The 26,193-nt window shown below is 71.7% G+C and carries 28 protein-coding genes; 19 read left to right on the top strand and 9 right to left on the bottom strand.

Features of this window, described 5'->3' with window-relative positions; genetic code table 11:
* Positions 1-19 precede the first annotated feature (19 nt).
* On the top strand, positions 20-1,054 hold the full coding sequence (fbaA, locus tag ACAX67_RS14270) for a class II fructose-bisphosphate aldolase (RefSeq protein WP_370704515.1): 1,035 nt from the start codon (positions 20-22) through the stop codon (positions 1,052-1,054).
* A gap of 16 nt (positions 1,055-1,070) precedes the next feature.
* Here fbaA and ACAX67_RS14265 read toward each other — a convergent pair whose 3' ends face one another.
* Positions 1,071-1,679, bottom strand: a complete 609-nt coding sequence (locus ACAX67_RS14265) for a class I SAM-dependent methyltransferase (protein ID WP_370704514.1) — start codon at positions 1,677-1,679, stop codon at positions 1,071-1,073.
* Positions 1,680-1,689: 10 nt separating this feature from the next.
* Positions 1,690-3,189 (bottom strand): DHA2 family efflux MFS transporter permease subunit, encoded by a 1,500-nt coding sequence (locus ACAX67_RS14260; RefSeq protein WP_370704513.1) that lies wholly within the window; start codon positions 3,187-3,189, stop codon positions 1,690-1,692.
* 57 nt (positions 3,190-3,246) lie between these two features.
* On the opposite strand from ACAX67_RS14260, the gene ACAX67_RS14255 reads away from it, so the two are divergent.
* Positions 3,247-3,660, top strand: coding sequence for a DUF3151 domain-containing protein (locus ACAX67_RS14255; protein ID WP_370704512.1), 414 nt, complete (start codon positions 3,247-3,249; stop codon positions 3,658-3,660).
* Between the two features lie 27 nt (positions 3,661-3,687).
* Here ACAX67_RS14255 and lysS read toward each other — a convergent pair whose 3' ends face one another.
* Positions 3,688-5,370, bottom strand: coding sequence for a lysine--tRNA ligase (gene lysS, locus ACAX67_RS14250; protein WP_370704511.1), 1,683 nt, complete (start codon positions 5,368-5,370; stop codon positions 3,688-3,690).
* 22 nt (positions 5,371-5,392) lie between these two features.
* Entirely contained in the window at positions 5,393-6,319 is a 927-nt protein-coding gene (locus ACAX67_RS14245) for a diacylglycerol/lipid kinase family protein (protein WP_370704510.1), read from the bottom strand.
* Positions 6,320-6,370: 51 nt separating this feature from the next.
* Here ACAX67_RS14245 and ACAX67_RS14240 point away from each other — a divergent pair, with 51 nt between their 5' ends.
* The 7 genes from ACAX67_RS14240 to ACAX67_RS14210 all read left to right on the top strand — a co-directional run bounded on the left by ACAX67_RS14240 (position 6,371) and on the right by ACAX67_RS14210 (position 13,695).
* A complete protein-coding gene (locus tag ACAX67_RS14240) occupies positions 6,371-7,801 on the top strand; it encodes a carboxyl transferase domain-containing protein (protein ID WP_370704509.1) in 1,431 nt (476 codons plus the stop codon).
* Positions 7,802-7,972: 171 nt separating this feature from the next.
* The gene (locus tag ACAX67_RS14235; protein ID WP_370704508.1) at positions 7,973-9,256 is read left to right on the top strand and encodes an adenylosuccinate synthase; all 1,284 of its coding nucleotides are present in this window, start codon (positions 7,973-7,975) and stop codon (positions 9,254-9,256) included.
* Between the two features lie 17 nt (positions 9,257-9,273).
* Complete coding sequence (gene purD / locus ACAX67_RS14230) at positions 9,274-10,572, top strand: phosphoribosylamine--glycine ligase (RefSeq protein WP_370704507.1); 1,299 nt, start codon at positions 9,274-9,276, stop codon at positions 10,570-10,572.
* Between the two features lie 7 nt (positions 10,573-10,579).
* Complete coding sequence (locus ACAX67_RS14225) at positions 10,580-11,035, top strand: GNAT family N-acetyltransferase (RefSeq protein WP_370704548.1); 456 nt, start codon at positions 10,580-10,582, stop codon at positions 11,033-11,035.
* A gap of 41 nt (positions 11,036-11,076) precedes the next feature.
* The gene (purB, locus tag ACAX67_RS14220; protein WP_370704506.1) at positions 11,077-12,495 is read left to right on the top strand and encodes an adenylosuccinate lyase; all 1,419 of its coding nucleotides are present in this window, start codon (positions 11,077-11,079) and stop codon (positions 12,493-12,495) included.
* Positions 12,496-12,535: 40 nt separating this feature from the next.
* The gene (locus ACAX67_RS14215; RefSeq protein ID WP_370704505.1) at positions 12,536-13,129 is read left to right on the top strand and encodes an RNA polymerase sigma factor; all 594 of its coding nucleotides are present in this window, start codon (positions 12,536-12,538) and stop codon (positions 13,127-13,129) included.
* Positions 13,126-13,695 (top strand): hypothetical protein, encoded by a 570-nt coding sequence (locus ACAX67_RS14210; protein WP_370704504.1) that lies wholly within the window; start codon positions 13,126-13,128, stop codon positions 13,693-13,695. The genes ACAX67_RS14215 and ACAX67_RS14210 overlap by 4 nt, the downstream gene beginning before the upstream one ends.
* Before the next feature lie 15 nt (positions 13,696-13,710).
* Here the strand turns inward: ACAX67_RS14210 and ACAX67_RS14205 are convergent, their stop codons facing one another.
* From ACAX67_RS14205 to ACAX67_RS14195, 3 genes are read right to left on the bottom strand one after another with little or no spacing between them, the layout of a single operon-like run.
* Positions 13,711-14,028 (bottom strand): antibiotic biosynthesis monooxygenase family protein, encoded by a 318-nt coding sequence (locus ACAX67_RS14205; RefSeq protein WP_370704503.1) that lies wholly within the window; start codon positions 14,026-14,028, stop codon positions 13,711-13,713.
* A 20-nt stretch (positions 14,029-14,048) separates the two neighbouring features.
* The gene (locus ACAX67_RS14200) at positions 14,049-15,515 is read right to left on the bottom strand and encodes a dienelactone hydrolase family protein (RefSeq protein WP_370704502.1); all 1,467 of its coding nucleotides are present in this window, start codon (positions 15,513-15,515) and stop codon (positions 14,049-14,051) included.
* A gap of 30 nt (positions 15,516-15,545) precedes the next feature.
* Positions 15,546-15,974 carry a hypothetical protein gene (locus ACAX67_RS14195; protein ID WP_370704501.1) on the bottom strand — a complete coding sequence of 143 codons (429 nt, stop codon included), beginning with the start codon at positions 15,972-15,974 and terminating at the stop codon, positions 15,546-15,548.
* Positions 15,975-16,139: 165 nt separating this feature from the next.
* Between ACAX67_RS14195 and ACAX67_RS14190 the strand changes: the two genes are divergently transcribed.
* From ACAX67_RS14190 to ACAX67_RS14175, 4 genes are read left to right on the top strand one after another with little or no spacing between them, the layout of a single operon-like run.
* Positions 16,140-17,033, top strand: coding sequence for a phosphoribosylaminoimidazolesuccinocarboxamide synthase (locus tag ACAX67_RS14190; RefSeq protein WP_370704500.1), 894 nt, complete (start codon positions 16,140-16,142; stop codon positions 17,031-17,033).
* 9 nt (positions 17,034-17,042) lie between these two features.
* Positions 17,043-17,288 (top strand): phosphoribosylformylglycinamidine synthase subunit PurS, encoded by a 246-nt coding sequence (gene purS / locus ACAX67_RS14185; RefSeq protein WP_370704499.1) that lies wholly within the window; start codon positions 17,043-17,045, stop codon positions 17,286-17,288.
* On the top strand, positions 17,285-17,953 hold the full coding sequence (gene purQ / locus ACAX67_RS14180; RefSeq protein ID WP_370704498.1) for a phosphoribosylformylglycinamidine synthase subunit PurQ: 669 nt from the start codon (positions 17,285-17,287) through the stop codon (positions 17,951-17,953). The genes purS and purQ overlap by 4 nt, the downstream gene beginning before the upstream one ends.
* Positions 17,953-18,399 (top strand): DUF3817 domain-containing protein, encoded by a 447-nt coding sequence (locus ACAX67_RS14175; RefSeq protein WP_370704497.1) that lies wholly within the window; start codon positions 17,953-17,955, stop codon positions 18,397-18,399. Before purQ ends, ACAX67_RS14175 begins: the two co-directional genes overlap by 1 nt.
* 1 nt (position 18,400) lies before the next feature.
* Here the strand turns inward: ACAX67_RS14175 and ACAX67_RS14170 are convergent, their stop codons facing one another.
* On the bottom strand, positions 18,401-19,735 hold the full coding sequence (locus tag ACAX67_RS14170; protein ID WP_370704496.1) for a glycoside hydrolase domain-containing protein: 1,335 nt from the start codon (positions 19,733-19,735) through the stop codon (positions 18,401-18,403).
* 179 nt (positions 19,736-19,914) lie between these two features.
* On the opposite strand from ACAX67_RS14170, the gene ACAX67_RS14165 reads away from it, so the two are divergent.
* The 6 genes from ACAX67_RS14165 to ACAX67_RS14140 all read left to right on the top strand — a co-directional run bounded on the left by ACAX67_RS14165 (position 19,915) and on the right by ACAX67_RS14140 (position 24,851).
* Positions 19,915-20,370, top strand: a complete 456-nt coding sequence (locus ACAX67_RS14165; protein WP_370704495.1) for a hypothetical protein — start codon at positions 19,915-19,917, stop codon at positions 20,368-20,370.
* 38 nt (positions 20,371-20,408) lie between these two features.
* On the top strand, positions 20,409-21,860 hold the full coding sequence (locus ACAX67_RS14160) for a hypothetical protein (RefSeq protein WP_370704494.1): 1,452 nt from the start codon (positions 20,409-20,411) through the stop codon (positions 21,858-21,860).
* 119 nt (positions 21,861-21,979) lie between these two features.
* Positions 21,980-22,252, top strand: a complete 273-nt coding sequence (locus ACAX67_RS14155; protein WP_370704493.1) for a WXG100 family type VII secretion target — start codon at positions 21,980-21,982, stop codon at positions 22,250-22,252.
* Positions 22,253-22,357: 105 nt separating this feature from the next.
* Entirely contained in the window at positions 22,358-23,218 is an 861-nt protein-coding gene (locus ACAX67_RS14150; RefSeq protein WP_370704492.1) for a WXG100 family type VII secretion target, read from the top strand.
* On the top strand, positions 23,218-23,766 hold the full coding sequence (locus ACAX67_RS14145; RefSeq protein ID WP_370704491.1) for a hypothetical protein: 549 nt from the start codon (positions 23,218-23,220) through the stop codon (positions 23,764-23,766). The genes ACAX67_RS14150 and ACAX67_RS14145 overlap by 1 nt, the downstream gene beginning before the upstream one ends.
* Positions 23,763-24,851: a Tle-like phospholipase domain-containing protein gene (locus ACAX67_RS14140; RefSeq protein ID WP_370704490.1), complete on the top strand. Its 1,089-nt coding sequence runs from the start codon at positions 23,763-23,765 to the stop codon at positions 24,849-24,851. Before ACAX67_RS14145 ends, ACAX67_RS14140 begins: the two co-directional genes overlap by 4 nt.
* Here the strand turns inward: ACAX67_RS14140 and ACAX67_RS14135 are convergent.
* Positions 24,848-26,191: a DUF5130 family protein gene (locus tag ACAX67_RS14135; RefSeq protein WP_370704489.1), complete on the bottom strand. Its 1,344-nt coding sequence runs from the start codon at positions 26,189-26,191 to the stop codon at positions 24,848-24,850. The two genes, ACAX67_RS14140 and ACAX67_RS14135, sit on opposite strands and share 4 nt — an antisense overlap.
* Positions 26,192-26,193 lie beyond the last annotated feature (2 nt).

Below are 26,193 nucleotides of genomic sequence, written 5' to 3'. Positions count from 1 at the left end.
GATCAGGAGCAGCGGAGCAATGCCTATCGCCACCCCCGAGAAGTACGCCGAGATGCTGGACGCCGCGAAGGCCGGGGCCTTCGCCTTCCCCGCCATCAACGTGTCGTCCTCGCAGACCCTCAACGCGGCCCTGAAGGGCTTCGCCGACGCCGGCTCCGACGGCATCATCCAGATCTCCACGGGCGGCGCGGAGTACCTCTCCGGCCCGTCGGTGAAGAACATGGTCACGGGTTCGCTGGCCTTCGCCGCGTACGCCGTCGAGGTGGCCAAGAGCTACCCGGTCAACATCGCGCTGCACACCGACCACTGCCCGAAGGACAAGCTCGACGGCTTCGTCCGCCCGCTGCTCGAGATCTCGGCCGAGCGGGTCGCCCGCGGCGAGGACCCGCTGTTCCAGTCGCACATGTGGGACGGCTCGGCCGTGCCGCTCGACGAGAACCTCCGGATCGCCGAGGAGCTGCTCGCCAAGGCGGCGGCGGCGAAGATCGTCCTCGAGATCGAGGTCGGCGTCGTCGGTGGCGAGGAGGACGGCATCGTCGGAGCGATCGACGAGAAGCTCTACACCACTCCCGAGGACGCGATCGCCACGATCAAGGCCCTGGGGGACCCGATGACCAACGGCCGCTACCTCACGGCCCTCACCTTCGGCAACGTGCACGGCGTCTACAAGCCGGGCAACGTCAAGCTGCGTCCCGAGATCCTCAAGGCGGCGCAGGAGGCGGCCGCCAAGGAGCTCGGCCAGGCCGAGGGCTCGCGCCCGTTCGACCTGGTCTTCCACGGCGGCTCGGGCTCGACCGCCGAGGAGATCGGCGCCGCCGTCGACTACGGCGTGGTGAAGATGAACGTCGACACCGACACCCAGTACGCGTTCACCCGCCCCGTTGCGGGACACATGTTCAGCAACTACGACGGCGTGCTCAAGGTCGACGGCGAGGTCGGCGACAAGAAGAGCTACGACCCGCGCGCGTGGGGCAAGGCGGCGGAGGCCGGCATGGCCGCGCGCGTCGTCGAGGCCTGCGAGAACCTGCGCTCCGCCGGCCGAGCGATCGGCTGACCGTCCTCCCGGACGCTCAGACGGCGGTGCCCTGGTAGAGGTACGCCGCGAACCGAGGACCCTCCGCGTAGCCCTCGTCGAGGTCGGAGATCTCGAAGGACCCGCGGATCAGGCCGGAGATGTCGCGATCGAGGTGGCAGCCGCCGCCCAGACGGCGCTGCACCGGGTTGAGTCGGCGCTGCCACTTCCGGACCCCGGCGTCGGAGGCCGCGCCGTGCTCGCAGAACAGCAGCTCGCCTCCCGGCTTCAGCACGCGGCGCATCTCGGAGAGCGCCTGCGCCGGGTCGGGGATCGTGCAGAGCGTGAACGTCATCACGATGGTGTCGACGTCGTCGTCCTCCAGGGGGATCGTCTCCGCCGGCAGCCCGAGCACCCGCACGGTCACCCCGGCCTCGGCCGCGCGGTCACGCGCGCGGCGGTGCATCTGCTGCGCGGGGTCGAGGGCGATCACCTCGCTGACCTTGCCGGTGTCGTAGAAGGGCAGGTTGTGCCCCGTGCCGATGCCGACCTCGAGCACCCGGCCGTGGGCCCGCGGCACCAGCGCGCTCCGTCGCTTCTGGATCGGTCCGGTGCCGCAGACCTTGTCGATCACCCGCGGCAGCAGGTAGCGGTCGTAGGGGTTCACGGCCGGCCCGTCACTCCGCGGGGGCAGCGGGAGCGGTGACCGCCGCCGACCCGAAGTGGCGGGGAGCCTCGAAGAAGAGGACCGCCACGAACCCGAGCGCCAGCACGATCGCGGGCAGCAGCATCGCGTCGGACATGGCCTGGCTGAAGGGCGCGAAGACCTGCGAGGGCAGCGACTGGCCGGCCGCCTCCGAGCCGCCGCCCGAGAGACCCTCGGCGGCGAGACGGTTCTCCATCAGCACCGCGATGCCGGCCGACCCGATCACCGAGCCGACCAGTCGGGTGGCGTTGTAGACGCCCGCACCGGCGCCGGCCTGGTGCATCGGCAGGTTGCGGGTGGCGGTCGCGGCGAGCGGTGCCCACACGGCAGACATGCCGAGGCCGAGCACCGCCATCGGGACCAGGATCCGCCAGTAGGAGGCGTCGGGCTCGAGACCCCGCGAGGTCCAGAACACCGCGATGCTCGTCAGTGCGAAGCCGCCCGCGGTCAGCAGCCGCGGGTGCACCTTGTCGGTGAAGCGGCCCACGACCGGCGCCATCACCAGGGACAGCAGTGCCATCGGCACGAAGAGCAGGGACGCCTCGAGTGCCGACAGGCCGCGGACGAGCTGGGCGTAGAGCATGAGGGGGAAGCCCATCGCGACGGCAGCGAAGCCCATGCACGAGATGCCGAAGCTGGAGACCGAGAAGTTGCGGTCGGAGAACATGCTCAGCGGGACCAGCGGCTCCTTGCGGTTGCGCGCCTCCCACAGCACGAACAGCGCCATCAGGACGAGCCCGCCGACGATCAGGACCCAGACCACGGCGTCCCAGTCGCGCTGCTCCCCGTTCTGGATACCGAAGACCAGCGCGAACATCGCGGCCCCGCTCAGCGCGACGCCCAGCCAGTCGAAGCTGTGGTCGTTGGTCGACAGGACCGGCACGAGGCGCCAGTTGAGGTAGAGGGCGATCAGGCCGATGGGCACGTTGATGAAGAAGATCCACTCCCAGCCGAGGCCGTCGACCAGCACGCCGCCGAGGATCGGACCGACCAGGGTCGCCACGCCGGCCGTGGCGCCCCACAGCGCCATCGCCTTGCCGCGTCGCTCGGCCGGGAAGATACGCGTGATGACCGCCATCGTCTGCGGCGTGATCATCGCGGCACCGACGCCCTGCACGACCCGGGCGGCGATGAGCATCTCGATCGAGCCGCTCAGCCCGCACCACAACGAGGCCGCGGTGAAGAGAGCCAGCCCTGCGAGGTACATCCACTTCGGGCCGATCGTGTCGCCGAGGCGACCGGTGATCAGCACCGGCACGGCGTAGGCCAGCAGGTAGGCGCTGGTCACCCACAGCACGGCGTTCTGCGAGGCGTGCAGCTCCTCGACGATGTCGGGGGTCGCGACCGTCACGATCGTCATGTCCACCAGGATCATGAAGAACCCGATGCACAGCGCCGCGAGCGCGGGCCAGGGACGTACGTCGTCGGGGACGCCTGACTGCTGGGACTGCTGGGGGCTGGTCTGGGTCACATCCAGGAGTCAACCACTCGGTGCCGACACCTGTTCCCCCTCTGGCAGGCTGGGGTCATGAGTCACGTTGACCTGATGGCCGGCCCGCCGCCCACCCACCTCCCCGTGGACCCCGCCGCGGAGGAGATCGCCGCGGGCGAGCAGCCGGCGGCCGTCGTACGCCGGCACCCGGCGTCGCCGCTGGCCTGGGCCACGCTCGCGGACGCGGCGGCGGCGGACGGCGCCGACGACGTGACGGTCTACGCCTACGCGCGCGTCGGCTACCACCGCTCGCTCGACATGCTGCGCCGCAACGGGTGGAAGGGGCACGGGCCGGTGCCGTGGGAGCACGAGCCCAACCGCGGCTTCCTGCGCTGCCTGGCGCTCCTCGCGACCCGTGCCCGCGCGATCGGCGAGACCGACGAGTGGGAGCGCTGCTCGGCGTTCCTGCGCGACTCCAGCCCGACGGCCGCTGCCGAGCTCCTCGACTGATCCGCGGCAGCGGGGCGGCCGGGCCGCTCAGGCGGGCGGCGTGAGGAGCTCGCGCACCTTGTCGGGTCCGAGCGCTGCGAAGAGGGTGGGCAGCCGCGGGCCGCGGTCGGCACCGACCAGGAGGTTGTAGAGCAGCCGGAAGAAGGCCTTCTGGTCGGCCTTCACCTCGTCGGTCGGGGCGTCGTCGAGCTCGAGGCCGCGGCCCAGCTTGGGCACGCCGTAGATCAGCGTGGTGAGCTCGTCGGCGTCGGCGAACGAGTCGGGCAGCCGGTCGAGCAGCTGACGCAGCCAGAGCTCCTCGTCCTCGCCGAGGTCGGCGAGGCGGGCGGCGTCCGCGGACTCGCGGACCGTCGTGCGGTCCTCCGGGTCGACGTAGTCGGTGATCCAGGTCGCGGCCTTGGCCAGCCGCGGCTCGAGGTCGGCCTCGCTCGCCCCCACCGTGCGCGCGGTGATCGCGCGGGAGCCGGCGGTGACGTCGGCGACCGAGGAGAGCATCCGGAACGGCACGACGACGGCGGGGGTCGGGAGGGTGCCGGCGGCCGCGGTCGAGGAAGCCCGCTCCCACGCGAGCACGGCGGCGTCGCGCTTCTCGGGGATCGCCGCCTTCCTGGTCAGCGCGTCCCACTCGTCGTAGAGCCGGAGGACCTCCTGGCCGAAGTCGACGTTGAACGCCTGCTTGGGCTGGCGGCGGACGTAGAGCCACCGCAGGATCGGCGCCTCGAGGATCCGCAGCGCCTCGGCCGCCGTCGGCACGCCGCCCTTGGACGACGACATCTTCGGCATGCCGGCCACGCCGACGAAGGAGTAGCCGACGAACGACGGCGCGGTGCCGCCGAAGATCGGGCCGACGATCTCCTTGCCGACGGTGTAGGACGAGCCCGGGCTCGCGTGGTCGACGCCGCCGGGCTCGAAGTGCACGCCCTCGAACGTCCAGCGCATCGGCCAGTCGACCTTCCAGACCAGCTTGCCCTCGTCCTGCGTCGCCAGGTTGGTCACGTAGGAGCCGCCGCAGACGTCACAGGTGTAGGCGAGGTCGGTGGTGTCGTCGTCGTAGGACGTCAGGGTGACCGTGTCGCGGCCGCAACCGCGGCAGTAGGGCTTGAACGGGAAGCGCGCGAGGTCCTCGGTGGCACCGTGGTCGACCTCCTCCTCGCCCTCGCCGCCGTCCGTCCTCTTGGTGCGGTAACGCGCCATCACGGACTCGATCTCGCCGCGGCGGCGCACGGCGGTGAGCACCTGCTCGCGGTAGGTGCCGGCCCGGTACATCGCGGTCTGGTCGACCTCGACCATCTCGCAGCCGAGCTCGGCGAGGGCGGCCCGCAGCGGGGCCTTGAAGCGCTCGGCCCAGCTGGGGAACTCACCCGACGGGTCCGGTACGGCGGAGAGCGGCCGCCCGATGTGCTCGGACCACGCGGGGTCGACCCCGACCGGCACCTTGCGGAACCGGTCGTAGTCGTCCCAGCTGTGCAGGTGGCGCACGCTGATCCCGCGGCGGCGGATCTCCTCGGCGACGAAGTGCACGGTGAGGAACTCGCGCAGGTTGCCGAGGTGGATCGGGCCCGACGGGCTGATGCCGGACGCGCAGGTCACCAGGGCGGGCAGGGTGCCGCCGTTGACCGTCTCCGCGTGTCGGAGCGCCAGGTCGGCGGTGCGGGTCACCCAGTCGATCGGGTCGGTCCCTCGGTCATCGCCGCGCGCTCCTCGTGCCACGCCCGGCAACTCTAGTGGGGGATCAGGCGGGGACGATCATCGAGTACGCCGACGGCTCGACCCGCCAGCTGCGGTGGCGCTCCGGGCCGTAGATCTCCCCGTCGGCGCTGCACCAGAACTCGGTGCCGCTGACCGTGACGGTCGTGGCGCGGCGGGTCACGACGTCGCGGTGCTCGGCGTGGGTGCCGATGCCCAGCCGCGCGACGTACGCGAGGCGGGACCACGAGCCCTTGGGGCGCGCGATCATGACGTCGATCCGGCCGTCGCCCGGGTCGGCGTCGGGGGTGAGCTCCAGGCCGCCGCCCACGGTGGCGCCGTTGCCCAGCGCGACCATCAGCACCGGGTGGTCGACGTCGGTGACGACCTCGCCGTCGACCTCGACGCGGAGCCGGAGCGCCGGGGGGTCGATGGCCGACAGCGCCGCGCCGATCGGGTAGCCGAGCCGGCCGAGGTTCACCGGGCCGACGCCGACCGACCCGAGCCGCTTCTTCCACGGCTCGCCGCGCTTGCCGGCCTCCGCGCCCGCGCCGAGGTGCACCTGGTTGACCACGACCTCGCCGACCTCGTCGACGAGCAGGTCCATGGGCCGCACGTGCCCGGCGACGAGCGAGGTGGCGGACTCGACCGGGTCGAGCGGGATGCCCAGCGTGCGGGCGAAGTCGTTGCCGGTGCCGAGCGGGATCAGGCCCAGCACCCGGTCGGGGCCGAGCTCGTGGCGGCGGTGCAGGGCGGAGATCACCGCGTGCAGGCTGCCGTCGCCGCCGGCGACCACCACCTGGCGGCTGCCCGCCCGGTGCAGCGCCCCGTCGAGCTCGCCGGGGTCGGAGGTGGCCGCGACCTCCACCGACGTGGCGCCACGCAGGACGCCGAGGGCGGCCTCGAGGGCCTCGTCGTCGGCGGTCCCCGCATCGCTGTTGGTGATGACGAGCAGGGGCTCGGGTGTGGGCATCGGGCCACTCTAGGCGGCACGTCCCGGACCGGCGTGGTTGCATTCCCTCCCATGGGGACGAGCCGCCGCTGGACCGCACGTGAGCTGATCGACCTGGTGCTCGACGACGACTCCTTCGAGTCGTGGGACGAGCCGGTCGACATCGGTGGTCATCCCGCCGACTACCAGGCGGAGCTCCGGGCCGCCGCCGAGAAGGCGGGCACCGACGAGTCGGTGCTGACCGGCCGAGGTCGGGTCAACGAGCGGCCGGTCGCGTTCATCGTCAACGAGTTCGGCTTCCTGGCGGGGTCGATCGGCATCGCGGCCGCGACCCGGATCGCCAGCGCGGTCCGCCGCGCGACCGCCGAGGGCATCCCGGTCGTCGCGAGCGCGGCCTCCGGCGGCACCCGCATGCAGGAGGGCACCCGGGCCTTCGTGCACATGATCGAGATCTCCCGCGCCCTGATGGAGCACCGGGCGGCCGGGCTGCCCTACATCGTGCACCTGCGGCACCCCACGACCGGCGGGGTCTACGCCTCGTGGGGGTCCCTCGGGCACGTCACCGTCGCCGAGACCGGCGCGCTCGTCGGATTCCTCGGGCCGAAGGTCTACGAGGCGCTCAACGGCGAGCCCTTCCCGGCGGGCGTGCAGACCGCGGAGAACCTCGCCGCCAAGGGCGTGATCGATGCCGTCGTAGACGCCGAGGACCTGCGCTGGCTGCTCGACCAGGCCCTCGCGGTGACCGTCGACCCCGCCGGACCCGCCACGCTCGAGCGCCGCGAGCCGCTCGCCGCCGGTGCCCCCGGTCCGGAGGCGTGGGACTCGATCACCCGCACGCGGACGGACGGGCGGGCCGGCGTACGCGACCTGTTGAAGTACGGCGCCGAGGGCACCCTGCGCCTGCGCGGCACCGACGAGGGCGAGCGCGACGAGACGGTGATCGTCGCGCTGACCCGGCTCGACGGGATCCCGTGCGTCCTGGTCGGGCAGGACCGCACCCGGCAGACGCCGGCGACCCCGATGGGGCCGGGTGCGCTGCGCGAGGCCCGGCGCGCGATGCGGCTGGCCGAGGATCTGCGACTGCCGCTCGTCACCGTCGTCGACACCCCCGGCGCCGAGCTGTCGCCGGCGGCCGAGGAGGGCGCGATCGCGGGTGAGATCGCGCGCTGCATCGCCACGCTCGTCACGATGACCGTGCCGACGGTCTCGGTCATCCTCGGTCAGGGCTGCGGTGGCGGTGCGCTCGCCCTGCTCCCCGCGCAGACCGTGCTCGCGACGGAGCACGCGTGGCTGTCGCCGCTGCCGCCGGAGGGGGCGAGCGTGATCCGCTACGGCGACGTCGACCACGCCGCCGAGATGGCCGCCGCCCAGGGCGTGCGCGCGGTCGACCTGCTGGCCGGGGGAGAGGTGCACGCCGTGGTGCCCGAGCCGGACGGGGACACCCCCGCCGACCTGGCGCGCGCGGTGGCGGCCGAGATGGCGCACCACCTTCGCGACCGGTAGCGCCGCCGTGGACGCGCCCGGCCCATCGATTTGGTAACGTTGCGTCGCAAGAGCCCCGGTCTTGCGACCGGGGCTTTCGCTTTCACGACAACTCGAGAAGCAAGTGGTGCGTCGAGCAGCCGGTCCGGAGTGGCCGGAGGGACTCCGTCCCCGTAGCGAAGGAGCACACCGATGCCAGCGATCGTGATCGTCGGCGCCCAGTGGGGCGACGAGGGCAAGGGCAAGGCCACCGACCACCTCGGCAGCCGCGTCGACTACGTGGTGAAGTTCAACGGCGGCAACAACGCGGGCCACACCGTGGTCATCGGCGAGGAGAAGTACGCGCTGCACCTCCTGCCGAGCGGGATCCTCACCCCCGGCTGCACGCCCGTCATCGGCAACGGCGTCGTCGTCGACCTCGACGTCCTCTTCCACGAGATCGACGGGCTCGAGGCGCGCGGCACCGACACCTCCTCGCTCAAGGTCAGCTCCAACGCCCACGTCATCGCCGACTACAACCGCACCCTCGACAAGGTCGCCGAGCGCTTCCTCGGCTCGCGCAAGATCGGCACGACCGGCCGCGGCATCGGCCCGACCTACGCCGACAAGATGAACCGCATCGGCATCCGGGTGCAGGACCTCTTCGACGAGAAGATCCTCGCCCAGAAGGTCGAGGGCGCCCTGGAGCTGAAGAGCCAGATCCTCGCCAAGGTCTACAACCGGCGTGCGCCGTCGGTCGAGCAGACCGTCGAGGAGCTGCTCGCGCACGCCGACCGCCTGGCGCCGTACGTCTGCGACACGACCCTGCTCCTCGGGCAGGCGCTCGACCGCGGCGAGACGGTCCTGCTCGAGGCCGGCCAGGCCACGCTGCTCGACGTCGACCACGGCACCTACCCGTTCGTGACCTCGTCGTCGGCGACCGCCGGCGGCGCGTGCACCGGGTCGGGCATCCCGCCCACGCGCATCGACCAGGTGATCGCGATCGTGAAGGCCTACACGACCCGCGTGGGCGAGGGGCCGTTCCCGACCGAGCTGCACGACGACAACGGCGACTTCCTGCGCCACACCGGTTTCGAGTTCGGCACGACGACCGGCCGACCGCGTCGCTGCGGTTGGTACGACGCCGTCATCGCCCGCTACGCCGCGCGGGTCAACGGCGTGACCGACTTCGTGCTCACCAAGCTGGACGTGCTCACCGGGCTCGAGCAGATCCCGGTGTGCGTGGCCTACGACGTCGACGGCGCGCGCTACGACGAGATGCCCGCCAACCAGAGCGACTTCCACCACGCCGTGCCGGTCTACGAGTACTTCCCCGGCTGGACCGAGGACATCTCCACCGCCCGGACCCTCGAGGACCTGCCCGCCAACGCGCAGGCCTACGTGCGGGCGCTCGAGGGCATGTCCGGTGCCCGGATGTCGGTCGTCGGGGTCGGACCCGAGCGGGAGCAGGCCGTCGTGCTCCACCCGCTGCGCTGACCCTAGGATCGGGGTCCGTGAAGACCCTCGTGATCGGCACCGGTGGCCGTGAGCACGCGCTCGGCCTGGCCCTCTCCCGCGACCCGGGGGTGACCGAGGTCCACGCGGCGCCGGGCAACCCGGGCCTCGGCGCGGTCGCGACGCTGCACGAGGTCGACCCGATGGACGGCGCGGCGGTCGCCGACCTGGCGGCGGAGATCGGCGCCGACCTGGTGGTCGTCGGGCCCGAGGCGCCGCTCGTCGCGGGGGTCGCGGACGCCGTACGCGACAAGGGCATCGCGGTCTTCGGCCCGTCGGGTGCTGCCGCCCGGCTGGAGGGGTCGAAGGCCTTCTCCAAGGAGGTCATGGCGGCGGCCGGCGTGCCGACCGCGCGCTCGCAGACCTGCACCACGGCCGCCGAGGTGGAGGCTGCGCTCGACGAGCTCGGGGCGCCGTACGTCGTGAAGGACGACGCGCTCGCCGCAGGCAAGGGGGTCGTCGTCACCAACGACCGCGACGAGGCGGTCGCGCACGCGGCGGCGTGCGGCCGGGTCGTGATCGAGGAGTTCCTCGACGGCCCGGAGGTCTCGGTCTTCGCGGTCTGCGACGGGCGGACGGCCTACGCCCTCCAGCCCGCCCAGGACTTCAAGCGCATCTTCGACGGCGGCCGCGGCCCCAACACCGGCGGCATGGGCTCTTACACGCCGTTGACCTGGGCCCAGCCGGACCTGCCGCAGGTCGTGCTCGACACCGTGGTGCAGCCGACCCTCGACGAGATGGGGCGGCGCGGTGCGCCGTTCGTCGGGTGCCTCTACGTCGGGCTCGCGCTGACCGATGCGGGCCCGCGGGTGATCGAGTTCAACTGCCGCTTCGGCGATCCCGACATCCAGCCGGTGCTGGCGGTGCTCGAGTCACCGCTCGGTGCGCTGCTGCACGCGGCCGCGGAGGGCCGCCTGGCCGACGTGCCGGCGCCCGTGTTCTCCGACGGCGCCGCCGTCACCGTGGTGCTCGCGTCGGCCGGCTACCCGGAGTCGTCCTCGAAGGGCGACATCATCACCGGCGTCGGTGCGGCCAACGGGGTCAACGACGTCGACGTCATCCACGCCGGTACGGCGATCGTGGCCGCCCCCGAGGAGGGCGACCCCGACCACCGGCACCTGGTCACGGCGGGGGGACGGGTGCTCGCCGTCCGCGCCCAGGGGTACGACGTCGCCGACGCCCGCGCCCGCGCCTACGCCGCCGCCGACCTGATCTCCTTCGACGGCCTGCAGCGCCGCTCCGACATCGCGGCCGAACCGCTCGGCGTCGTCGAGGGCGCCTCGATCAAGGAGGCCTGACGTGGTGATGCCGCTCTGGGACGCCGCGATGGTGCAGGCGCTGCGGTCGGGCGACCGGCTCGAGGGCTGGCACCCGTCCTTCCCGCGCGACGACGACGTCGACGCCACGAGCGTCTGGCGCGAGAACGATCCCTGGGGTCCGCGCTCGATCGTCGTGGACGGTCTGGTCGTCGGCTCCATCGGCTTCTTCGGACCGCCCGAGCCGGCCGCCGACGGCGTGCCGGAGGTCGAGATCGGCTATGGCCTCGTCGATGAGGTGCGCGGCCAGGGGATCGGCACGCGCGCGGTCCTGTGGTCGCTGACCCACTGCGATCGCGAGGGGGTCCGGGTCCGCGCCAGCATCGCCCCGGACAACGCCGCGAGCCTCGCGCTCGCCGCGAAGGCCGGCTTCACCGAGGTGCGGGGGACCAACGACACGGGCGAGCTGGTGATGGTGCGGCCGGTCGCGGTCGGCCGCGGATGACGGTTCGAGACGCCCCCGCCCGCCGTGGGACAATCAGGCACGTGACCGTCCCGAACGTCCTGGCCACCCGCTATGCAGGCGCCGACCTCGCTGAGATCTGGTCGCCCGAGCACAAGATCGTGCTGGAGCGGCAGCTGTGGATCGCGGTGCTCAAGGCGCAGCGCGACCTGGGCATCGACGTGCCGGACGGTGTCGTGGAGGCCTACGAGGACGTCGTCGAGAAGGTCGACCTGGCGTCGATCGCGGCTCGCGAGCGGGTCACCCGTCACGACGTGAAGGCGCGCATCGAGGAGTTCTCCGCGCTGGCCGGCCACGAGCACATCCACAAGGGGATGACCTCGCGCGACCTCACCGAGAACGTCGAGCAGCTGCAGGTGAAGCAGTCCCTCGAGCTGCTCCGCGACCGCACGGTCGCGACGCTCGCCCGGCTCGCGCGCCTGGCGTCGGAGCACGAGCTCACCGTGATGGCCGGCCGCTCCCACAACGTCGCCGCGCAGGCGACCACGCTCGGGAAGCGCTTCGCGACCATCGCCGACGAGCTCCTCATCGCCCTCGACCGCACCGAGGACCTGCTCCGGCGCTACCCGCTGCGCGGCATCAAGGGCCCGATGGGCACCGCCCAGGACATGCTCGACCTGCTCGGCGGCGACGAGGACCGCCTCGCCGACCTCGAGCAGCGCGTCGCCGGCCACCTCGGCTTCGAGCGCGTGCTGACGAGCGTCGGTCAGGTCTATCCGCGCAGCCTCGACTTCGACGTGCTGTCGGCGCTGGTCCAGCTGACGGCCGCCCCCTCCAACCTCGCGACGACCATCCGGCTGATGGCCGGCAACGAGCTGGTCACCGAGGGCTTCCAGGAGGGCCAGGTCGGCTCCTCGGCGATGCCGCACAAGATGAACACCCGTTCCTGCGAGCGGGTCAACGGGCTCGCCGTCGTCACGCGCGGCTACCTCTCGATGGTGGGCGAGCTCGCGGGCGACCAGTGGAACGAGGGCGACGTCTCCTGCTCCGTCGTGCGACGGGTGGCACTGCCCGACGCGTTCTTCGCCGTCGACGGCCTCTTCCAGACCTTCCTCACCGTGCTCGACGAGTTCGGCGCCTTCCCGGCGGTGATCCAGCGCGAGCTCGACCGCTACCTGCCCTTCCTTGCGACGACCAAGGTGCTGATGGCAGCGGTGCGCAACGGCGTCGGCCGTGAGTCCGCGCACGAGGCCATCAAGGAGGCGGCCGTCGGCACCGCGCTGGCGATGCGCAAGGGCCAGGCCGACAACGACGTCTTCGCCAAGCTCGCCGCCGACGAGCGGCTGGGGCTCACCTCCGATCAGCTGGCCACCCTCGTGGCCGACCCGATCACGTTCACCGGCGCGGCGGTCGCGCAGACCCAGGCGGTCTGCCGGCAGGTCGCGGCGGTCGTCGAGCGCCACCCGGACGCCGCGAGCTACGCGCCGGGCGCGATCCTCTAGCGGGATGTGACGCTCGATGCCGAGGCGGACATGGACGGGCATGACCCCTTCCTCCGCGCCCCGGCAGCCGGAGCACGACCCGGAGCAGGAGTTCCGTGCGTTGTACGACGGCAACTTCGCCGCCGTGCTCGGCTACGCCCTGCGCCGGGTCGACCAGCCGGCCGACGCGGCCGACGTCGTGAGCGAGGTGTTCCTCGTTGCCTGGCGCCGCCTCGACGAGGCCCCGCCCGGCGACGGGAGACCGTGGCTGTTCGGGATCGCCCGGCACCTGCTGGCCAACTACCACCGCGGCCAGCGCCGCCGGCAGCGCCTCGGCGGCCGGCTGCGCGACGCGATCGGCCGCGACGTCGTATCCGATCCGGCGACGGGCGTCGCCGAGTGGGACCGCGTACGGCGGCTGCTGCTCAAGCTCCGTCCCGACGACCGTGAGCTGCTGATGCTCGTGGGATGGGACGGCCTGACCCCGACAGAGGCGGCCGGCGTGATCGGCGTCGCCCCGGGCACCGCGCGGATGCGGCTGGCCCGCGCGCGGCAGCGTTTTCAGGACCTCCTCCACCCCGGTTGTGACGCAGCGTCGGTGCCCGGACATGTGCAGGCAGTCCCGTTCGACCACGTGATCGGGGAGAGCCGATGATCGAGTCGCCAGATCCCTACCCGCGGGAGCTGATCGACACCTGGCCCCTCCACGACGCGCGCCAAGAGCTCCTGGAGGAGATCGTGTCCCAGCCCGGCCCCGAGCAGTCCCCGTCGTCCACCCGTCGTCTCCTCGTGCCGGTCGGCATCGCCGCCGCCCTGCTGCTGGTGGTCGGCGGAGCCTGGGCCGCGATCAGCGCCGGCGGCGACGACGGCAAGGACGACGCTCCCGTCGCCGCTGCCTCGGTCGACCCGACGGACCCGACGACGGCCGAGACGTCGCAGGAGACGGCGACCGAGCCGACCCAGGCGGTCAAGGAGCCGCACCGCGACGGCGTCCGGAGGAACGGGCTGCGGACCGGGCGGGTCATCACGCTCAAGAACCTCGACGAGTGCCTCCGGGTGCTGCGTGACCGGAAGGACGGACCGATCGACCGCGTGCGCCGGCTCGAGCACGGCAAGGGTCGCGGCTACAAGCTCTACCTCGTGCGGAAGGACCACCGCATCGTCGTGGTGGACGGGCAGTGCCACGCGCGGCTCGTCAAGGGCGGCCGGGTCCGGCACTGAGGCCGGGGGCGACCCTCAGGACGGCTTGACGTCCAGGACGACCTCGAACTCCAGGAGGTCGGCTCCGGTCGAGACCGGCTTCTGCTGCTCCTCGCCCGGCTTGGCGGCGTGCGCGGCCATGCCCGAGCCGTCGCGCCAGGCCTCGAAGGAGGCTTGGTCCTCCCAGTGGGTGACGACGAAGTAGCGGTCGTCGCCGGCGACGGGGCGCAGCAGCTGGAACCCGAGGAAGCCCGGCGAGCCGTCGATGGTGCCGGCTCGCGCCGCGAACCGCTCCTCGAGGTGGGGCCCGGCGGCCTCCGGCACGTGGATGGCGTTGATCTTCACGACGGACATGGCCCGAGCCTACGGGGACCTCAGCAGCCGACGCCGGTGATGTCGCCGCTCTCCCGCAGGCCCGCGGCCGTGTGCAGCCGGTAGCCCGAGCAGTAGCGCGTGCTCAGGAGCGCGTCGCGGGTGAGGGTCACCGGCTTCCAGCGGCCCTGGCCGACGGGCTCCAGGTAGCGGAAGCGCGGGGCCAGCAGCGCGCTCGCGGGCGTGGTGCCCTGGAGGTAGTGGCCGAGCCAGGCCTGGGTGTAGACGCTGCTCAGCGCCTGACCCCACCGGCTCGCCGGCAGCACGAGCGGGATGTCGGTGAAGTCGAGGTGCGTCGTCGCGTGCGGCACCACGAGCATCGTGTCGAGGCCGTGGTCGCGCCAGGCGTCGAAGCCGGTGGCGCGCTCCCGCATCGGGTCCGGGTTGCCCGCCGCCGGTACCAGTGACGAGCCGCCGGAGAGGAAGGACGGCGTCACCGTGAAGCCGTACTCCGCCTGCAGTGCCAACGCGGGCACCTTCGGGCTCGTCGGGGTGCTGCCCGTGACCCCGGTGCCGGCGTACTGGAGCTTGTCGAGCGCCACCACGGTGGCCACCCGGTCGTCGTACCCCTGCACGTAGGAGACGGCGGCGGCGCCCATCGAGTGGCCGATGATCGCGAGCCGCGTGGTGCGGCCGGGGGTGATCGGGTCGGGGATCGGCGAGCTGTCGAACAGGCCGAGCCACGGGTTGGCGGAGGACAGGAACCAGTCCATCGCGTCGACCGTGCCGGTGGTGAAGTTGGCGAGCTGCTGGAAGGGCACGCCGGGGCACGGCGTCATCTGTTGGGTGCCGAGGTCCGGGTCGCCGCCGACCGGCGCGAACGGGTTGCAGAACGGGAAGACCGGGTCGCCCGTGTGCGGCAGGGTCTCGCTCGTGCCCTCGCCCTGCACGTCGTAGAGCAGCACCAGGTAGCCGCGCTCGGCGAGGTCCTCCGCCAGCCACTGGTACATGCCCTGGGAGCCGCCTACCGAGCCCGGCGTGATGATCACGCCCGGGTACGGCGCCCTGATCGGCCGTCCGGTGTAGGGATCGCGCGCGTCGGCCCTCGGCGCGTAGAGCGTGCCGCGCAGCAGGGCGCCGAAGCGGTTGGTGAACGAGATCGGCTTGCTACGGCCACGGGTGCCGGACCAGCCGGCGCGCAGCGGGTTGCCGACGTTCCACCCGGGCACGGCGACGGCCGGCGTGAGGGCGAGGTGGCCGGGGTTCGCGGCCTGCTGGAGCAGCTGGGCCGTGGTGACCACGGTGCTCTCCTTGACCAGCGCCGGGAGGTAGGCCGGGTTCCGCAGCTGGCCGCCGGGTCCGATGATCCGGCCGTAGGCGTCGCGCATGTTGGCGAGGTCGGCCACGGCGTCGTACCCGGCCGGGGCGGTGGGGCCCGCGGGGTCGGCGGACGCACCGGGGGTGCCGGCGGCGAGGACCGTCAGCGCGCACAGCGCAGCGAGCAGGACACGGCGGGAGCTCCAGGTCACATGACCTCAACGGCCCACCGGGGCCGAGGGCTACGCCCGGGAGTCCCCGCCCCAGTTGGCGAGCTTGGTCGCGATGGTGTGGATGTCGACCTTGCCGTCGCCGGCGGCGGGGGAGAAGAACCACACGTGGAAGTGGCCGCGGTCGGCGCCGTAGCGGCTGACGTCGACGTACTCGGCCTGCGGGGTGCTCTCGACGATCCGCACCAGGCGGTTGGAGATGCGGCCGAACTGCGACGCGAGCTCGTCGTCGAGCTGGCCGACCTTGGTGTGCTCGCGGGTCTGCAGGAGCAGCGCGGCGGCGACGTCGTCACCGTGCTCGGCGTCGGTGAGGATCCAGTGCTCGTCCTCCCAGACGGTCCGGTCCGTCGCTGCGCGCAAGCACTCCGGGCAGCCGTCCTGGAGCGAGGGACGGGTGGCGGACACGATCTGTTCGTAGGCCTCGGCGGGCGAGAGCGGCATGGCGACACTGTGCCATCCGGCGCCCGGCCGCCGGCCCGCGACCCCCTCTCCGGGGCAGTGCGGCCTGCCGAGGCCGTCGTACCTGACGTTCCGGTCCTAATTCACGCAAATCAGGACGCGTACGTCAGGTACGACGGCGGAGGGGGCTCGCCCTAGACTGCTGCCGTGGCCCTCGCGAACATCCCGCTCGCTCCGGTGCTCCCGGGCTCCCGTCATCTCCACTCGGGGAAGGTGCGCGACCTCTACGAGCTGACCGACGGCCAGCACGCCGGCAAGCTGCTGATGGTGGCCAGCGACCGGCTCTCGATCTTCGACTTCGTGCTCGAGACGACGATCCCCGACAAGGGGGAGATCCTCACCCGGACCTCGCTGTGGTGGTTCGAGCAGCTGAGCGACCTGGTGCCCAACCACATCGTCTCCACCGACGTGCCGCCCGAGGTCGCCGGCCGCGCGGTCATCTGCGACAGGCTCGCGATGTATCCCGTGGAGTGCGTCGCCCGCGGCTACCTGACCGGGTCCGGCCTGCTCGACTACCAGGCGACCGGCGAGGTGTGCGGCATCGCGCTGCCGGGCGGCCTCGTCGACGGCAGCCGGCTGCCTGCGCCGATCTTCACGCCGGCCACCAAGGCCGACCTCGGCGACCACGACGAGAACGTGTCGTACGACGCCGTGGTCGGCACCGTGGGTGCGGAGATCGCCGGGCAGCTGCGCGAGCTGACGCTCGCGGTCTACGGCCGCGCGGAGGAGATCGCGCGCGAGCGCGGCATCATCCTGGCCGACACGAAGCTCGAGTTCGGCGATCGCGACGGCACGATCGTGCTGGCCGACGAGGTGCTCACCCCCGACTCCTCCCGCTACTGGCCCGCCGACGACTGGGCGCCCGGTCGCGCGCAGCCGTCGTACGACAAGCAGATCGTGCGCAACTGGGCGCTCTCGCCCGAGTCGGGCTGGGACCGGGCCTCCGGGGAGTCCCCGCCCCCGCTGCCGCCCGAGGTGATCGAGCGCACCCGGTCTCGCTACGTCGAGGCCTATGAGCTGCTGACCGGGGAGACCTTCTAGAATCGGGCCGTGGCCCGAGTCGTTGTTGCCGTCATGCCCAAGCCCGAGATCCTCGACCCGCAGGGCAAGGCGGTGCTCGGGGCTCTTCCCCGGCTCGGCTTCGCCGGGGTCAGCGACGTCCGCCAGGGCAAGCGCTTCGAGCTCGAGCTCGACGGCGACGCGACGCCCGAGCTCCTCGCCCAGGTGGAGAAGATGGCCGAGACGCTGCTCTCCAACCCGGTGATCGAGAACTACGTCGTGAGCGTCGAGGCATGAAGGTCGGGGTCGTCACCTTCCCCGGCTCGCTCGACGACGTCGACGCGCAGCGCGCGGTCCGCATCGGGGGCAACGAGGCGGTCGCGCTGTGGCACGGCGACGCCGACCTCAAGGGTGTCGACGCGGTCGTCCTGCCCGGCGGCTTCTCCTACGGCGACTACCTGCGCTGCGGCGCGATCTCGCGGTTCGCGCCCGTGATGACCGAGGTCGTCCGCGCCGCGACCGGCGGCATGCCGGTGCTCGGCATCTGCAACGGCTTCCAGATCCTGTGTGAGTCCCACCTGCTGCCGGGTGCGCTGATCCGCAACGACCACCGCAAGTTCGTCTGCCGCGACCAGAGGCTGCGGATCGAGAACAACCGCACGCCGTGGACGTCGTCCTACGACGAGGGCGCCGAGATCACGATCGTGCTGAAGAACGGCGAGGGCGGGTTCGTCGCCGACGCCGACACGTTGGCCCGCATCAAGGGGGAGGGTCAGGTCGTCGCGCGCTACCTCGACGTCAACCCCAACGGGTCGCTCGACGACATCGCCGGCATCAGCAACGAGCGCGGCAACGTGGTCGGCCTGATGCCCCACCCCGAGCACGCCGTCGAGGAGCTCACCGGCTCGGGTGTCGACGGTCTCGGCTTCTTCACCTCGCTCGCCGCGGCGACCTTCGCCTGATGACGCCGCGCAACGTCTTCCGCGTCCTGGCGGTCACCGAGGCGATCACCTGGCTGTGCCTGTTGGCCGGCATGTTCGTGAAGTACGTCGTCGGCACCACCGAGCTCGGCGTGCAGGTCGCCGGGCCGGTGCACGGGGTCGCGTTCATCAGCTACTGCCTGGTGACGGTGCTGGTCTCGATCGACCAGGGCTGGTCCCGCGGGCGGCTGGTGCTCGGCCTGGTCTCGGCGGTCCCGCCGCTGATGACCGTCTGGTTCGACCGCCACGTGGAGGCGCGCGACGGCCTCGACGACCACTGGCACTCCCGGGACGACAGCCCGACCGCCGCCCGCCGTGCCGTCCACTGGCTGCTGAGCCACCGCCGCCAGGCGGCCATCGGCTTCGCCGTCGCCGTCGCGGCGCTCACCGGCCTCGCCCTGCTCGTCGGGCCGCCCGCCAGCGGCTGACTCAGGCCTTCCCCGCGCGCAGCTTCGCCCAGGTGGCGGGGTTGACGATGCCGGTCGTCGGCAGGCCGACCCGGTGCTGGTAGGCACGCACGTCCTTGGCGGTACGCCGGCTGTAGATCCCGTCGACAGCGCGCTGGAGCGAGGGGTCGGCCGCGTTGAGGGCGCGCTGGACGCGGCGCACGTGGAAGCCGGTCGAGCCGACCTTCTGCGCGTAGTCCATGCCCTGGCCGAAAGCGGCCACCCAGTTGGCGGCGCTCCAGGTCGGCGACACCGGGAAGCCGCGGTCGGCCTGCCAGGCGGCGACCGCCGCGACGGTGGCGTCGTTGTAGCGCCCGGTCAGCTTGCCGTCGTACGCACCGCGCTCCTGGAGCACGCACTGCAGGGCCCGGACCTTGTTGACGGCGGGGGTGTACCCGTCGGTCGGCGGTCGCAGTGCGGGGAACCGCGAGAAGTCGAGGTTGACGCCGCCGCAGTGCTGCTCGGCCTCCGCGACGCGGCCCTGGCCGAGGTCGAGGAAGTTGCGGTCGATGTTGATCGTCACGCCGCCCCAGGTCTCGTTGTGGCCGCCCTCGTACTGCTTCACGCGGCCGCCCGGCACCCACCCGTCGCTGCGGACGTACGACGTCGAGGTGTTCGCGACGCCGTCCCACCGGGCGATCCAGACCATGTCGGGCATCGTGTAGGCGGTCGGGCGCTCGACCCGGGCGTCGTCGAGCACGGCGATGCCCGAGCCGGCGCTGGAGTAGACGCCGGAGACGTAGCCGAGGTCGTGCAGCCGGTTGGTCCACGCGCTGAGGAAGGCCAGCGCGGACTCACGGCAGTTGCGGTTGCTGTCGTCGAAGGCCTCGATGTCGTACCACAGCGTGCTGCCGCCGACGATGCCGAGCGCGTCGGCGTCACCGACGGTCTTGGTCGCCTCGGCGCGGCCCATCCGGCGTGCGTAGGGGTAGTTGCCGTGCGTGCCCGGACGCCCGTCGATCACGGGGTCGTCGTGGTAGCGCGGGAAGCGGGTGCTGCAGGAGGCCTGTGGTCCGAGGGTGATCGGCAGCAGCTTCCATCCCTTGCGCAGCTGCGTGGCGATCCACTTCGGCGTGAGGTTGGGCTGGCTGCGACAGGCGCGGGAGTTGCCGGAGATGTAGATGCCCACCGAGAGGAAGGGCGACTGGTTGAGCCAGGTGTCCATCGCCTTCTGCGTCGGCGCCAGGCACTGGTCGAAGCCGTAGCCCTTGAAGTCGCCGGGCGTGACCGGAGCCGGGTCCGCGGCAGCAGGACGGAAGGGGGACAGGGCCGCCACGAGCGCCAGTACGGCGCCTGCGGCGGTGGACCGGGCAGACATGTCACTCCAGGGTGGTTCGGGCGGCGGTTGGGGCGGGCGGCGAATCACGATAACCCCAACTTTCACACCAGTAACAGGCGTCACGACGAACTACAGATCTGTAATTCCCCGACGGGCTGGCGCTGCCGGTGGGGACCGTGATGAACGAGCCCTGACGCGCACCGCCTAGGGTCGGCGGCGTGGCCCGGCTCGTCGCGATCGTCCTCTCCGTAGCGTCGGGCTGCTGCTGGATCGGCGCGCTGCTCCTGCCGTGGACGGCGCGCGGGACGCTCTCCAGCGCCTCGTTGCTCGACGCCGTCGAGCTGGTGCGGCAGGGGAGGGTCGACTCGATCGTCCCGTCCGGCGCGGCGATCGGCCTGCTCGTGCCGGCGCTGGCCGGCATCGTGCTCGTCGGCGTCGCGGGCCTGCGAGGACGCATCGCCGCCGCGCTCCGGTGGGCGGCGCTGGCGGTCGGTGCCGTCGCGAGCGCGCTGCTCGTCTGGCTGGTCGTCGACGGCGAGGTGTCGAGGCTCGGCATCGGCGCGTGGGTCGCGCTGGCCGGTGTCGGTGCCGCGGTGGTCGCTGCCGTGGTCGTCGTGGCGGTGGTCGTGGTGGATCGCACCGGATCGCCCACGCGCGGGCGCAGCAGCCACTAGGCTCGGCCGATCTCGCCGGTCGGACCATGGGGGACTGGATGGCTTTCTGCACCACCTGCGGCGCGCAGCGCGGCAACGGCAACGACGCGTTCTGCGCGTCCTGCGGGCATCGGCACGACGAGGGAGCGGCTCCCGCGATGCCGCCGGTCGCCGCCGTACCCCCACCGCCGAGCGGACCTCCTGCGGTCCCGCCGACGATGGCGCCGCCTGCCATGTCTGCACCGGCGACGCCGCCACCCGCGATGCCGCCTCCCGGGTGGCAACCGCCGGCCTCGGAGCGCAGCGGGCGCGCGCCCCTCGGCGTGATCGCTGCGGTGGGCGGGATCGTGCTCGCGGTGGTCGCTGCCGGGTTCGTGGGCTACCACTTCTTCTGGCCGCGCAGCGGCGCCGGATCCCCGGAGGACGCTGCGGCCCAGGTGATGGAGGCCGCGGCCGACCAGGATCCCGTCGCACTCCTCGACGTCGTCAGTCCCGCGGAGATCGACGGTCTCGACGACGTCTACGACAAGGCGCGCAAGAAGGCCGAGGACGAGGGGCTCGTCGACGGTGACGGCATCACCGACGCGCTGGACATCGAGTTCGACGGCCTCGAGTACGACGTCGACGAGCTCGGCGACGACATCGCCCGGGTGACGTTGACCGGCGGCACCTACAAGGCCAGCTGGGATCCGGAGAAGCTCCCCGACCGGCTGGACTTCCTCAAGGACGAGAGCGACAAGGAGTCCGACTCCGGCGACGTCGTCGACCTCTTCGAGGACGAGCCCACGGTCATCACCGTGAAGGTCGACGGCCGCTGGTACGTCAGCCTCCTCGGCACGGCCGCCGACTACACCTACCAGGAGGCCGAGCGCGCGGCCGACGACAGCGACTACGACCTCGCGTCCCCCGACTGGGACCTGGCGTCCGACGCGGTCGACCCGATCACGGGCGACACCCCCGAGGACGTCATCGCGAACCTGGTCGACGCCGTCAACAGCGGCAAGGCCGAGAACCTGCTCGCCAACCTGCCCGAGGACCTCGTCAAGCCGTTGCGGCCCTACGTGCCGGTGGTCGACGACCTCCAGCGCGAGGGCGGATGGGCCGAGGGCGAGATCGGGCTCACGGTCTCGGCGGACGACCTGCAGCTCTCGACCGAGGACCTCGACGACGGCCAGGTGAAGGTCGTCGTCGAGAGCGGCACCTTCACCGGGACCGCCTTCGAGGAGGGCTACGACGCCGACACCGGCTCGGCCGAGCTCGACGGGGACTGCGTGGACGTCTACAGCGAGGGCTACCACGAGGGGGGCGGGTGCGTCAGCGACGCCCCTGTGGCCCGCGACCTCGGCCTCGACGACCTGTTCTTCGTCGTGAGCGAGGTGGACGGCGGCTACCAGCTCGACCCCGGCGCGACCCTGGTCGAGTACGCCTCCACGATCGTCGACAACATCAGCAGCGACCTCGTCGACGACGTGGTCGGCGACCTGGAGGACGAGTTCGACGAGAGCTACTGACCCGTCACGGACGGGTCGGACGATGGGGAGTTCTCCCCATCGACAGGACTGGGGGAGGCCCCTAGCGTTTCGCCCAGATCTCGGGGACAACGGACAGCAGAAGATCTGAGGAGATCGTCATGGCAATGGTGGGAATGGATGTCGAGCAGGTTCGTGGCCTCGGAAGCCAGCTGAACTCGCAGGCCGACCAGATCGGTTCGGTCATCTCGGCGATCGAGGGCATCGTGTCGAGCCTGTCGGCCGCGTGGACCGGTACCGACGCGACCCAGTTCGCGGACTGGTGGAGCAGCCAGCACCGTCCGGCCCTGCAGGCCGCGCAGGACGCGATCGCCGGTCTGGGCCAGTCCGCGCTGAACAACGCCGACGCGCAGGAGCAGGTCTCCGGCGCCTGACCGCGTCTTCTCGGGCTCTGTGCCGGCCGGTGGGGCCGCCGGCACAGAGCCCTTGCCGTCTCGATGGGCTCGACTGGATAGAGGTGTGTGATGACGTTCTGGGGGATGGATCTCGCCCAGGTCCGGGGCCACGCGGACGGACTCGGGCGACAGGCCGAGGAGCTGCAGGCTCTCGTGCAGCAGGTCGACGCCCTGGTGGATCAAGCCGGCTGGGCCTGGCCCGGACCGGACGCCGACGCGTTCCGCGACGCGTGGTTCTCGTCGTACCGCTCCTCGATGGGCGCCGCCGCCACCCAGCTCGGTGACGCCGTCGCCGTGCTCTATCGGCAGATCGAGGAGCAGGCCGCCGCGAGTGGCGAGTCGCTGCCCTACGGAATGATCCCTGCGGTGCCCGGGCTGCCGGGCGATGTCGGGTTCGATCCGGTCGGCATGCTGCGCGACGTGCTCGAGCGCACGGGCGTCCTGCGGTCTGTCGAGGGAATCGCGGTCGATCTGTGGGGCCTCGCGAACGGTGGGATCGACAACATTCCGTGGTCCCGGGCGATCTTCCGCCACCTGCACGGCACCCTCGGTGTTCTCGGACTCTTCGCCGACGGCGCGGACATCATCGATGGGTACCTGCACCAAGACATGGGGCAGCTCACCACCGGCGGCATCGGGGCGGCACTGGCGACCCTGCCCCTGCCTCTGCCCGTCAAGATCGCCGGCGAAGGCACGTTGCTCCTCGGGCAACAGGTCCTGCCGACGAACAACCAGGAGTACGAGGGCTCGTACGAGTTGGCGATGCGCACTCAATTCGGATCGGGCTGGACACCCGAGAACTGCACGCCGGCCCAGGCGGAGTGGGGCACGCATCACTACGAAGGTGCGTCGGGCTTCGTGCACAGCCTGTCGGACGGACTGCGCTACAAGTTCAAGAGCCACTTCGATCCGGAACCGACGTCGGGTGGCGGAGGAGGATGGTGATGGACGACTGGATCGAGCTCTCCCCCTGGGAGATCGCATTCCTCGCGGCAGCCCCGTCCAGTGAACCGACACCCCTGGAGAACGTGGTCGCCACGGGCCTCTGGCTACGGGACCCGGAAGTCCAGAAGGCGGGCGGTGAGCTGTTCGCTGTCAGGTTGGAGGGCGCGCCCGCTCTCGCGGGGGAGGCTCTGGCAGCGCTGGTGTCGGCAGCGCGTCGCATGGTGCGCGCGAAGCAAGCGGGAGTGGTGTCGGTGACGGGATCCCACGAGCTCTGCCTCTTGTCCTTCACCGACGACTCCGATGACGTGACCCAGGTCGTCCTCGGCTCCAGGTCCGCCGCCATCCGCGCCACGTCCCGTCCGGTCGAGGCAGCCGGGGTCGCCGACGAGCTGATGGCCCTCTCCGACCCGACCTCGATCGTCGCGTGTTCCTGGGATCGAACCAGCGACGCTTCATTCTTCGCGTGGGACCTGGCAGACGACGAGGCCCGGCGCGGCCCTGTCAACGCGCTTCGCGAGGCGTGCGCCGTTGCGGGCGGTGCGCGATGACCTTCGTCGGGATGGACCTCGCGGCGGTCCAACGCGGAGCCGACTCGATGTCGATGCAGTCGGGCGAGCTCGCGAGCCTCCTGGGTCAGCTCGACGGGACGATCTCCAACCTGAGCGCGCTCTGGCCCGGTCCGGACTGCGACGCCTTCCAGAACACGTGGTTCGAGCGGCATCGGCCCGCGCTGCTGGCGGTGGCCAACGAGCTGACCGCGCGTGCCCAGTGGGTGGTCCAGCAGCTGCAGGACCAGGTCGACGTCAGCGGCATGACCATGGACCAGGTGCGGGGGGTGACCCTGGGGGTGTGCGAAGCAGTTCCGGCTCCGTCTTCGCAAGAGATGCTCTATCTCTCCTACGGTGCGAACGATCAGGAGAGGGACGACGAGCTCCTCCGCCATGGATGGCGGCGGGTGACGGACGCCAAGGAGTTGGAGGGGCTGGGGGTCAGTCCTGGCATGCTGCGGGACTCGTCGACCGGGTTTTCCGCATCGATCTTCCGCAATGCCGACGGACGAGTCGTCGTCACGTACGAAGGCACTCATGACTGGGGCCGGGTGCGACTCGGCCCAGGGGGACCCTATTTCTCGCCGGGCACGGATCTTCGCGCGGATGTCGTCGGTGCCGTGGCGTTGAGTCGACAGAGCGAGCAAGCAGTGCAACTGGCGCAGGCGGTGAAGGGATCGATGACGGCACCTGGGATGCTGTACTTCACCGGGCATTCGCTGGGTGGTCGCCTCGCGGCGGTGTCGTCAATCGCCACAGGCGCCCCTGCTGAAACATTCAGTGCTGCCGGAGTCAGCCCGAGCGAGATGATGTACGCCCACATCGCGGGTGGCGGTCAGGCGCCCAGCCTCTTTCAGTGGCTGGAGACCCACAACCCGATGTTTCCGGATCAGTACGACGCTGCCCTGCTCGGTGTTGATACGAGTCACATCGTCAACCACGACGAGCCCAACGACATACTCGGGATCCTTCAAGGGGTCAACGGCGTTCCTGACGCCGCGGGTCAGCAGCAGTACACCGGGTTCGACACCTGGAACTTCGTCGACGCACACGGGCTCGACTCCCTCGACAACCAGATCGACTAACGGTCCAGCCCGGCGCCCAGCGCCCGGATGCCGTCGACCAGTCCCCGGGTCAGCTCGCCCGCGCCGAACGCACGCTTCATGTCGTCGGCGACACGGGCGACGTAGTGGTCGGGGAGCCGGCCACGGATGTCTCCGCCGGTCACGATCTCGAACACCCGGGCATGCGGATCCATCATCAGCAGCACCGCGTGCGCAGCCCTGTCCAAGGTGGCGTGCAGACCCAAGGCATAGGGACGCGGGGGCGGTGCCGTGCGACCGATGTAGACCGAGATCGTGGTCCCGGTCGACGTCAGGACCTCGTCGATCGCCCGCTCGATCCGCCGGTGGTCGCGTGCGGTGAAGCGCACCGGCTCCGCCGGGCGCTGCGCGCTGAGCTCGGCCGTCGCGGTCGGAGGCACGATCGTGGTGTGCGCGCCGAACATGGTGACCTCACCCGCCCACTCCGAGACCACGGTCGCGTCGACGATGTCGTCGTCGGAGGATGCGGCGGCGAGCGGTGCTGACCCGTCGGCGTACGGCAGCAGCGCGCGTACGTCGGCCGCCAGCTCGTCCACGGTCGCGTGCCGGTCAGCGGCCGACTTGGCGAGCGCGCGGCCGAGCAGCCGGTTGAGGTCGGTGATGACCGAGGAGTCCCCTGCGAGCCGCGGGATCGGGTCCTCCACGTGGCGCCGGGCGATCTGGAGCGGGGTGCCGGCGTAGGGAGGGTGGCCCGTGACGAGCGCCCACAGCACGCACCCCATCGAGTAGATGTCACCGCTGATGTCGGGCCGGGCGCCGTAGTGGCGTTCGGGCGCCATGTAGGCCGGGCTGCCGACGACACCGCCGGCCCTGGTCATCTCGCTCTCGGTGGTAGCGGCGATCCCGAAGTCGCAGAGGAACGCCTGGAGGCGGCCGCCCCGTCGGCGCACGAGGACGTTGCTGGGCTTCACGTCACGGTGGACCACTCCGGTCTCGTGGGCGCTGCCGAGGCCCTCGCACAGCTGCAGCACGACATCGAGTGCTTGCCGAAGGTCGAGCGGGCCGCTGTCGCGCAACATCTCGGAGAGATCGCCGCCCTCGATCAGCTGCGTCGCCATGAAGAGGACGCCGTCGACCTCGCCGAAGTCGTAGATGTGCACGACGTTCGGGGAGTCGAGCTTGGCGAGCAGCGCCGCCTCGCGTCCGAACCGTTCACGGAACTCCGCGTCGTCGGAGAGGGCGGAGCTGAGGAGCTTGAGCGCGACCGGGCGGCCCAGCACGGTGTCCTCGGCGCGGTGCACCACGCCCATGCCCCCTCGCCCCAGGAGGCCGGTGACCTGGTAGCGGCCGTAGGACTGATCGGCAGCGGCCTGGTCCGGCATCC

This window comes from Nocardioides candidus, assembly GCF_041321175.1.
In the GTDB taxonomy this organism is placed as follows: domain Bacteria; phylum Actinomycetota; class Actinomycetes; order Propionibacteriales; family Nocardioidaceae; genus Nocardioides.
This window is presented reverse-complemented; position numbering and strand designations above follow the sequence as displayed.

Excerpts from the sequence above, each read along its gene's own strand:
- fbaA (WP_370704515.1), top strand. The coding sequence starts at position 20 with ATGCCTATCGCCACCCCCGAGAAGTACGCCGAGATGCTGGACGCCGCG.
- ACAX67_RS14255 (WP_370704512.1), top strand. The coding sequence starts at position 3,247 with ATGAGTCACGTTGACCTGATGGCCGGCCCGCCGCCCACCCACCTCCCC.
- ACAX67_RS14245 (WP_370704510.1), bottom strand. The coding sequence starts at position 6,319 with ATGCCCACACCCGAGCCCCTGCTCGTCATCACCAACAGCGATGCGGGG.
- ACAX67_RS14240 (WP_370704509.1), top strand. The coding sequence starts at position 6,371 with ATGGGGACGAGCCGCCGCTGGACCGCACGTGAGCTGATCGACCTGGTG.
- ACAX67_RS14235 (WP_370704508.1), top strand. The coding sequence starts at position 7,973 with ATGCCAGCGATCGTGATCGTCGGCGCCCAGTGGGGCGACGAGGGCAAG.
- ACAX67_RS14225 (WP_370704548.1), top strand. The coding sequence starts at position 10,580 with ATGCCGCTCTGGGACGCCGCGATGGTGCAGGCGCTGCGGTCGGGCGAC.
- ACAX67_RS14215 (WP_370704505.1), top strand. The coding sequence starts at position 12,536 with ATGACCCCTTCCTCCGCGCCCCGGCAGCCGGAGCACGACCCGGAGCAG.
- ACAX67_RS14210 (WP_370704504.1), top strand. The coding sequence starts at position 13,126 with ATGATCGAGTCGCCAGATCCCTACCCGCGGGAGCTGATCGACACCTGG.
- ACAX67_RS14205 (WP_370704503.1), bottom strand. The coding sequence starts at position 14,028 with ATGTCCGTCGTGAAGATCAACGCCATCCACGTGCCGGAGGCCGCCGGG.
- ACAX67_RS14195 (WP_370704501.1), bottom strand. The coding sequence starts at position 15,974 with ATGCCGCTCTCGCCCGCCGAGGCCTACGAACAGATCGTGTCCGCCACC.
- purQ (WP_370704498.1), top strand. The coding sequence starts at position 17,285 with ATGAAGGTCGGGGTCGTCACCTTCCCCGGCTCGCTCGACGACGTCGAC.
- ACAX67_RS14175 (WP_370704497.1), top strand. The coding sequence starts at position 17,953 with ATGACGCCGCGCAACGTCTTCCGCGTCCTGGCGGTCACCGAGGCGATC.
- ACAX67_RS14170 (WP_370704496.1), bottom strand. The coding sequence starts at position 19,735 with ATGTCTGCCCGGTCCACCGCCGCAGGCGCCGTACTGGCGCTCGTGGCG.
- ACAX67_RS14160 (WP_370704494.1), top strand. The coding sequence starts at position 20,409 with ATGGCTTTCTGCACCACCTGCGGCGCGCAGCGCGGCAACGGCAACGAC.
- ACAX67_RS14155 (WP_370704493.1), top strand. The coding sequence starts at position 21,980 with ATGGCAATGGTGGGAATGGATGTCGAGCAGGTTCGTGGCCTCGGAAGC.
- ACAX67_RS14150 (WP_370704492.1), top strand. The coding sequence starts at position 22,358 with ATGGATCTCGCCCAGGTCCGGGGCCACGCGGACGGACTCGGGCGACAG.
- ACAX67_RS14145 (WP_370704491.1), top strand. The coding sequence starts at position 23,218 with ATGGACGACTGGATCGAGCTCTCCCCCTGGGAGATCGCATTCCTCGCG.
- ACAX67_RS14140 (WP_370704490.1), top strand. The coding sequence starts at position 23,763 with ATGACCTTCGTCGGGATGGACCTCGCGGCGGTCCAACGCGGAGCCGAC.
- ACAX67_RS14135 (WP_370704489.1), bottom strand. The coding sequence starts at position 26,191 with ATGCCGGACCAGGCCGCTGCCGATCAGTCCTACGGCCGCTACCAGGTC.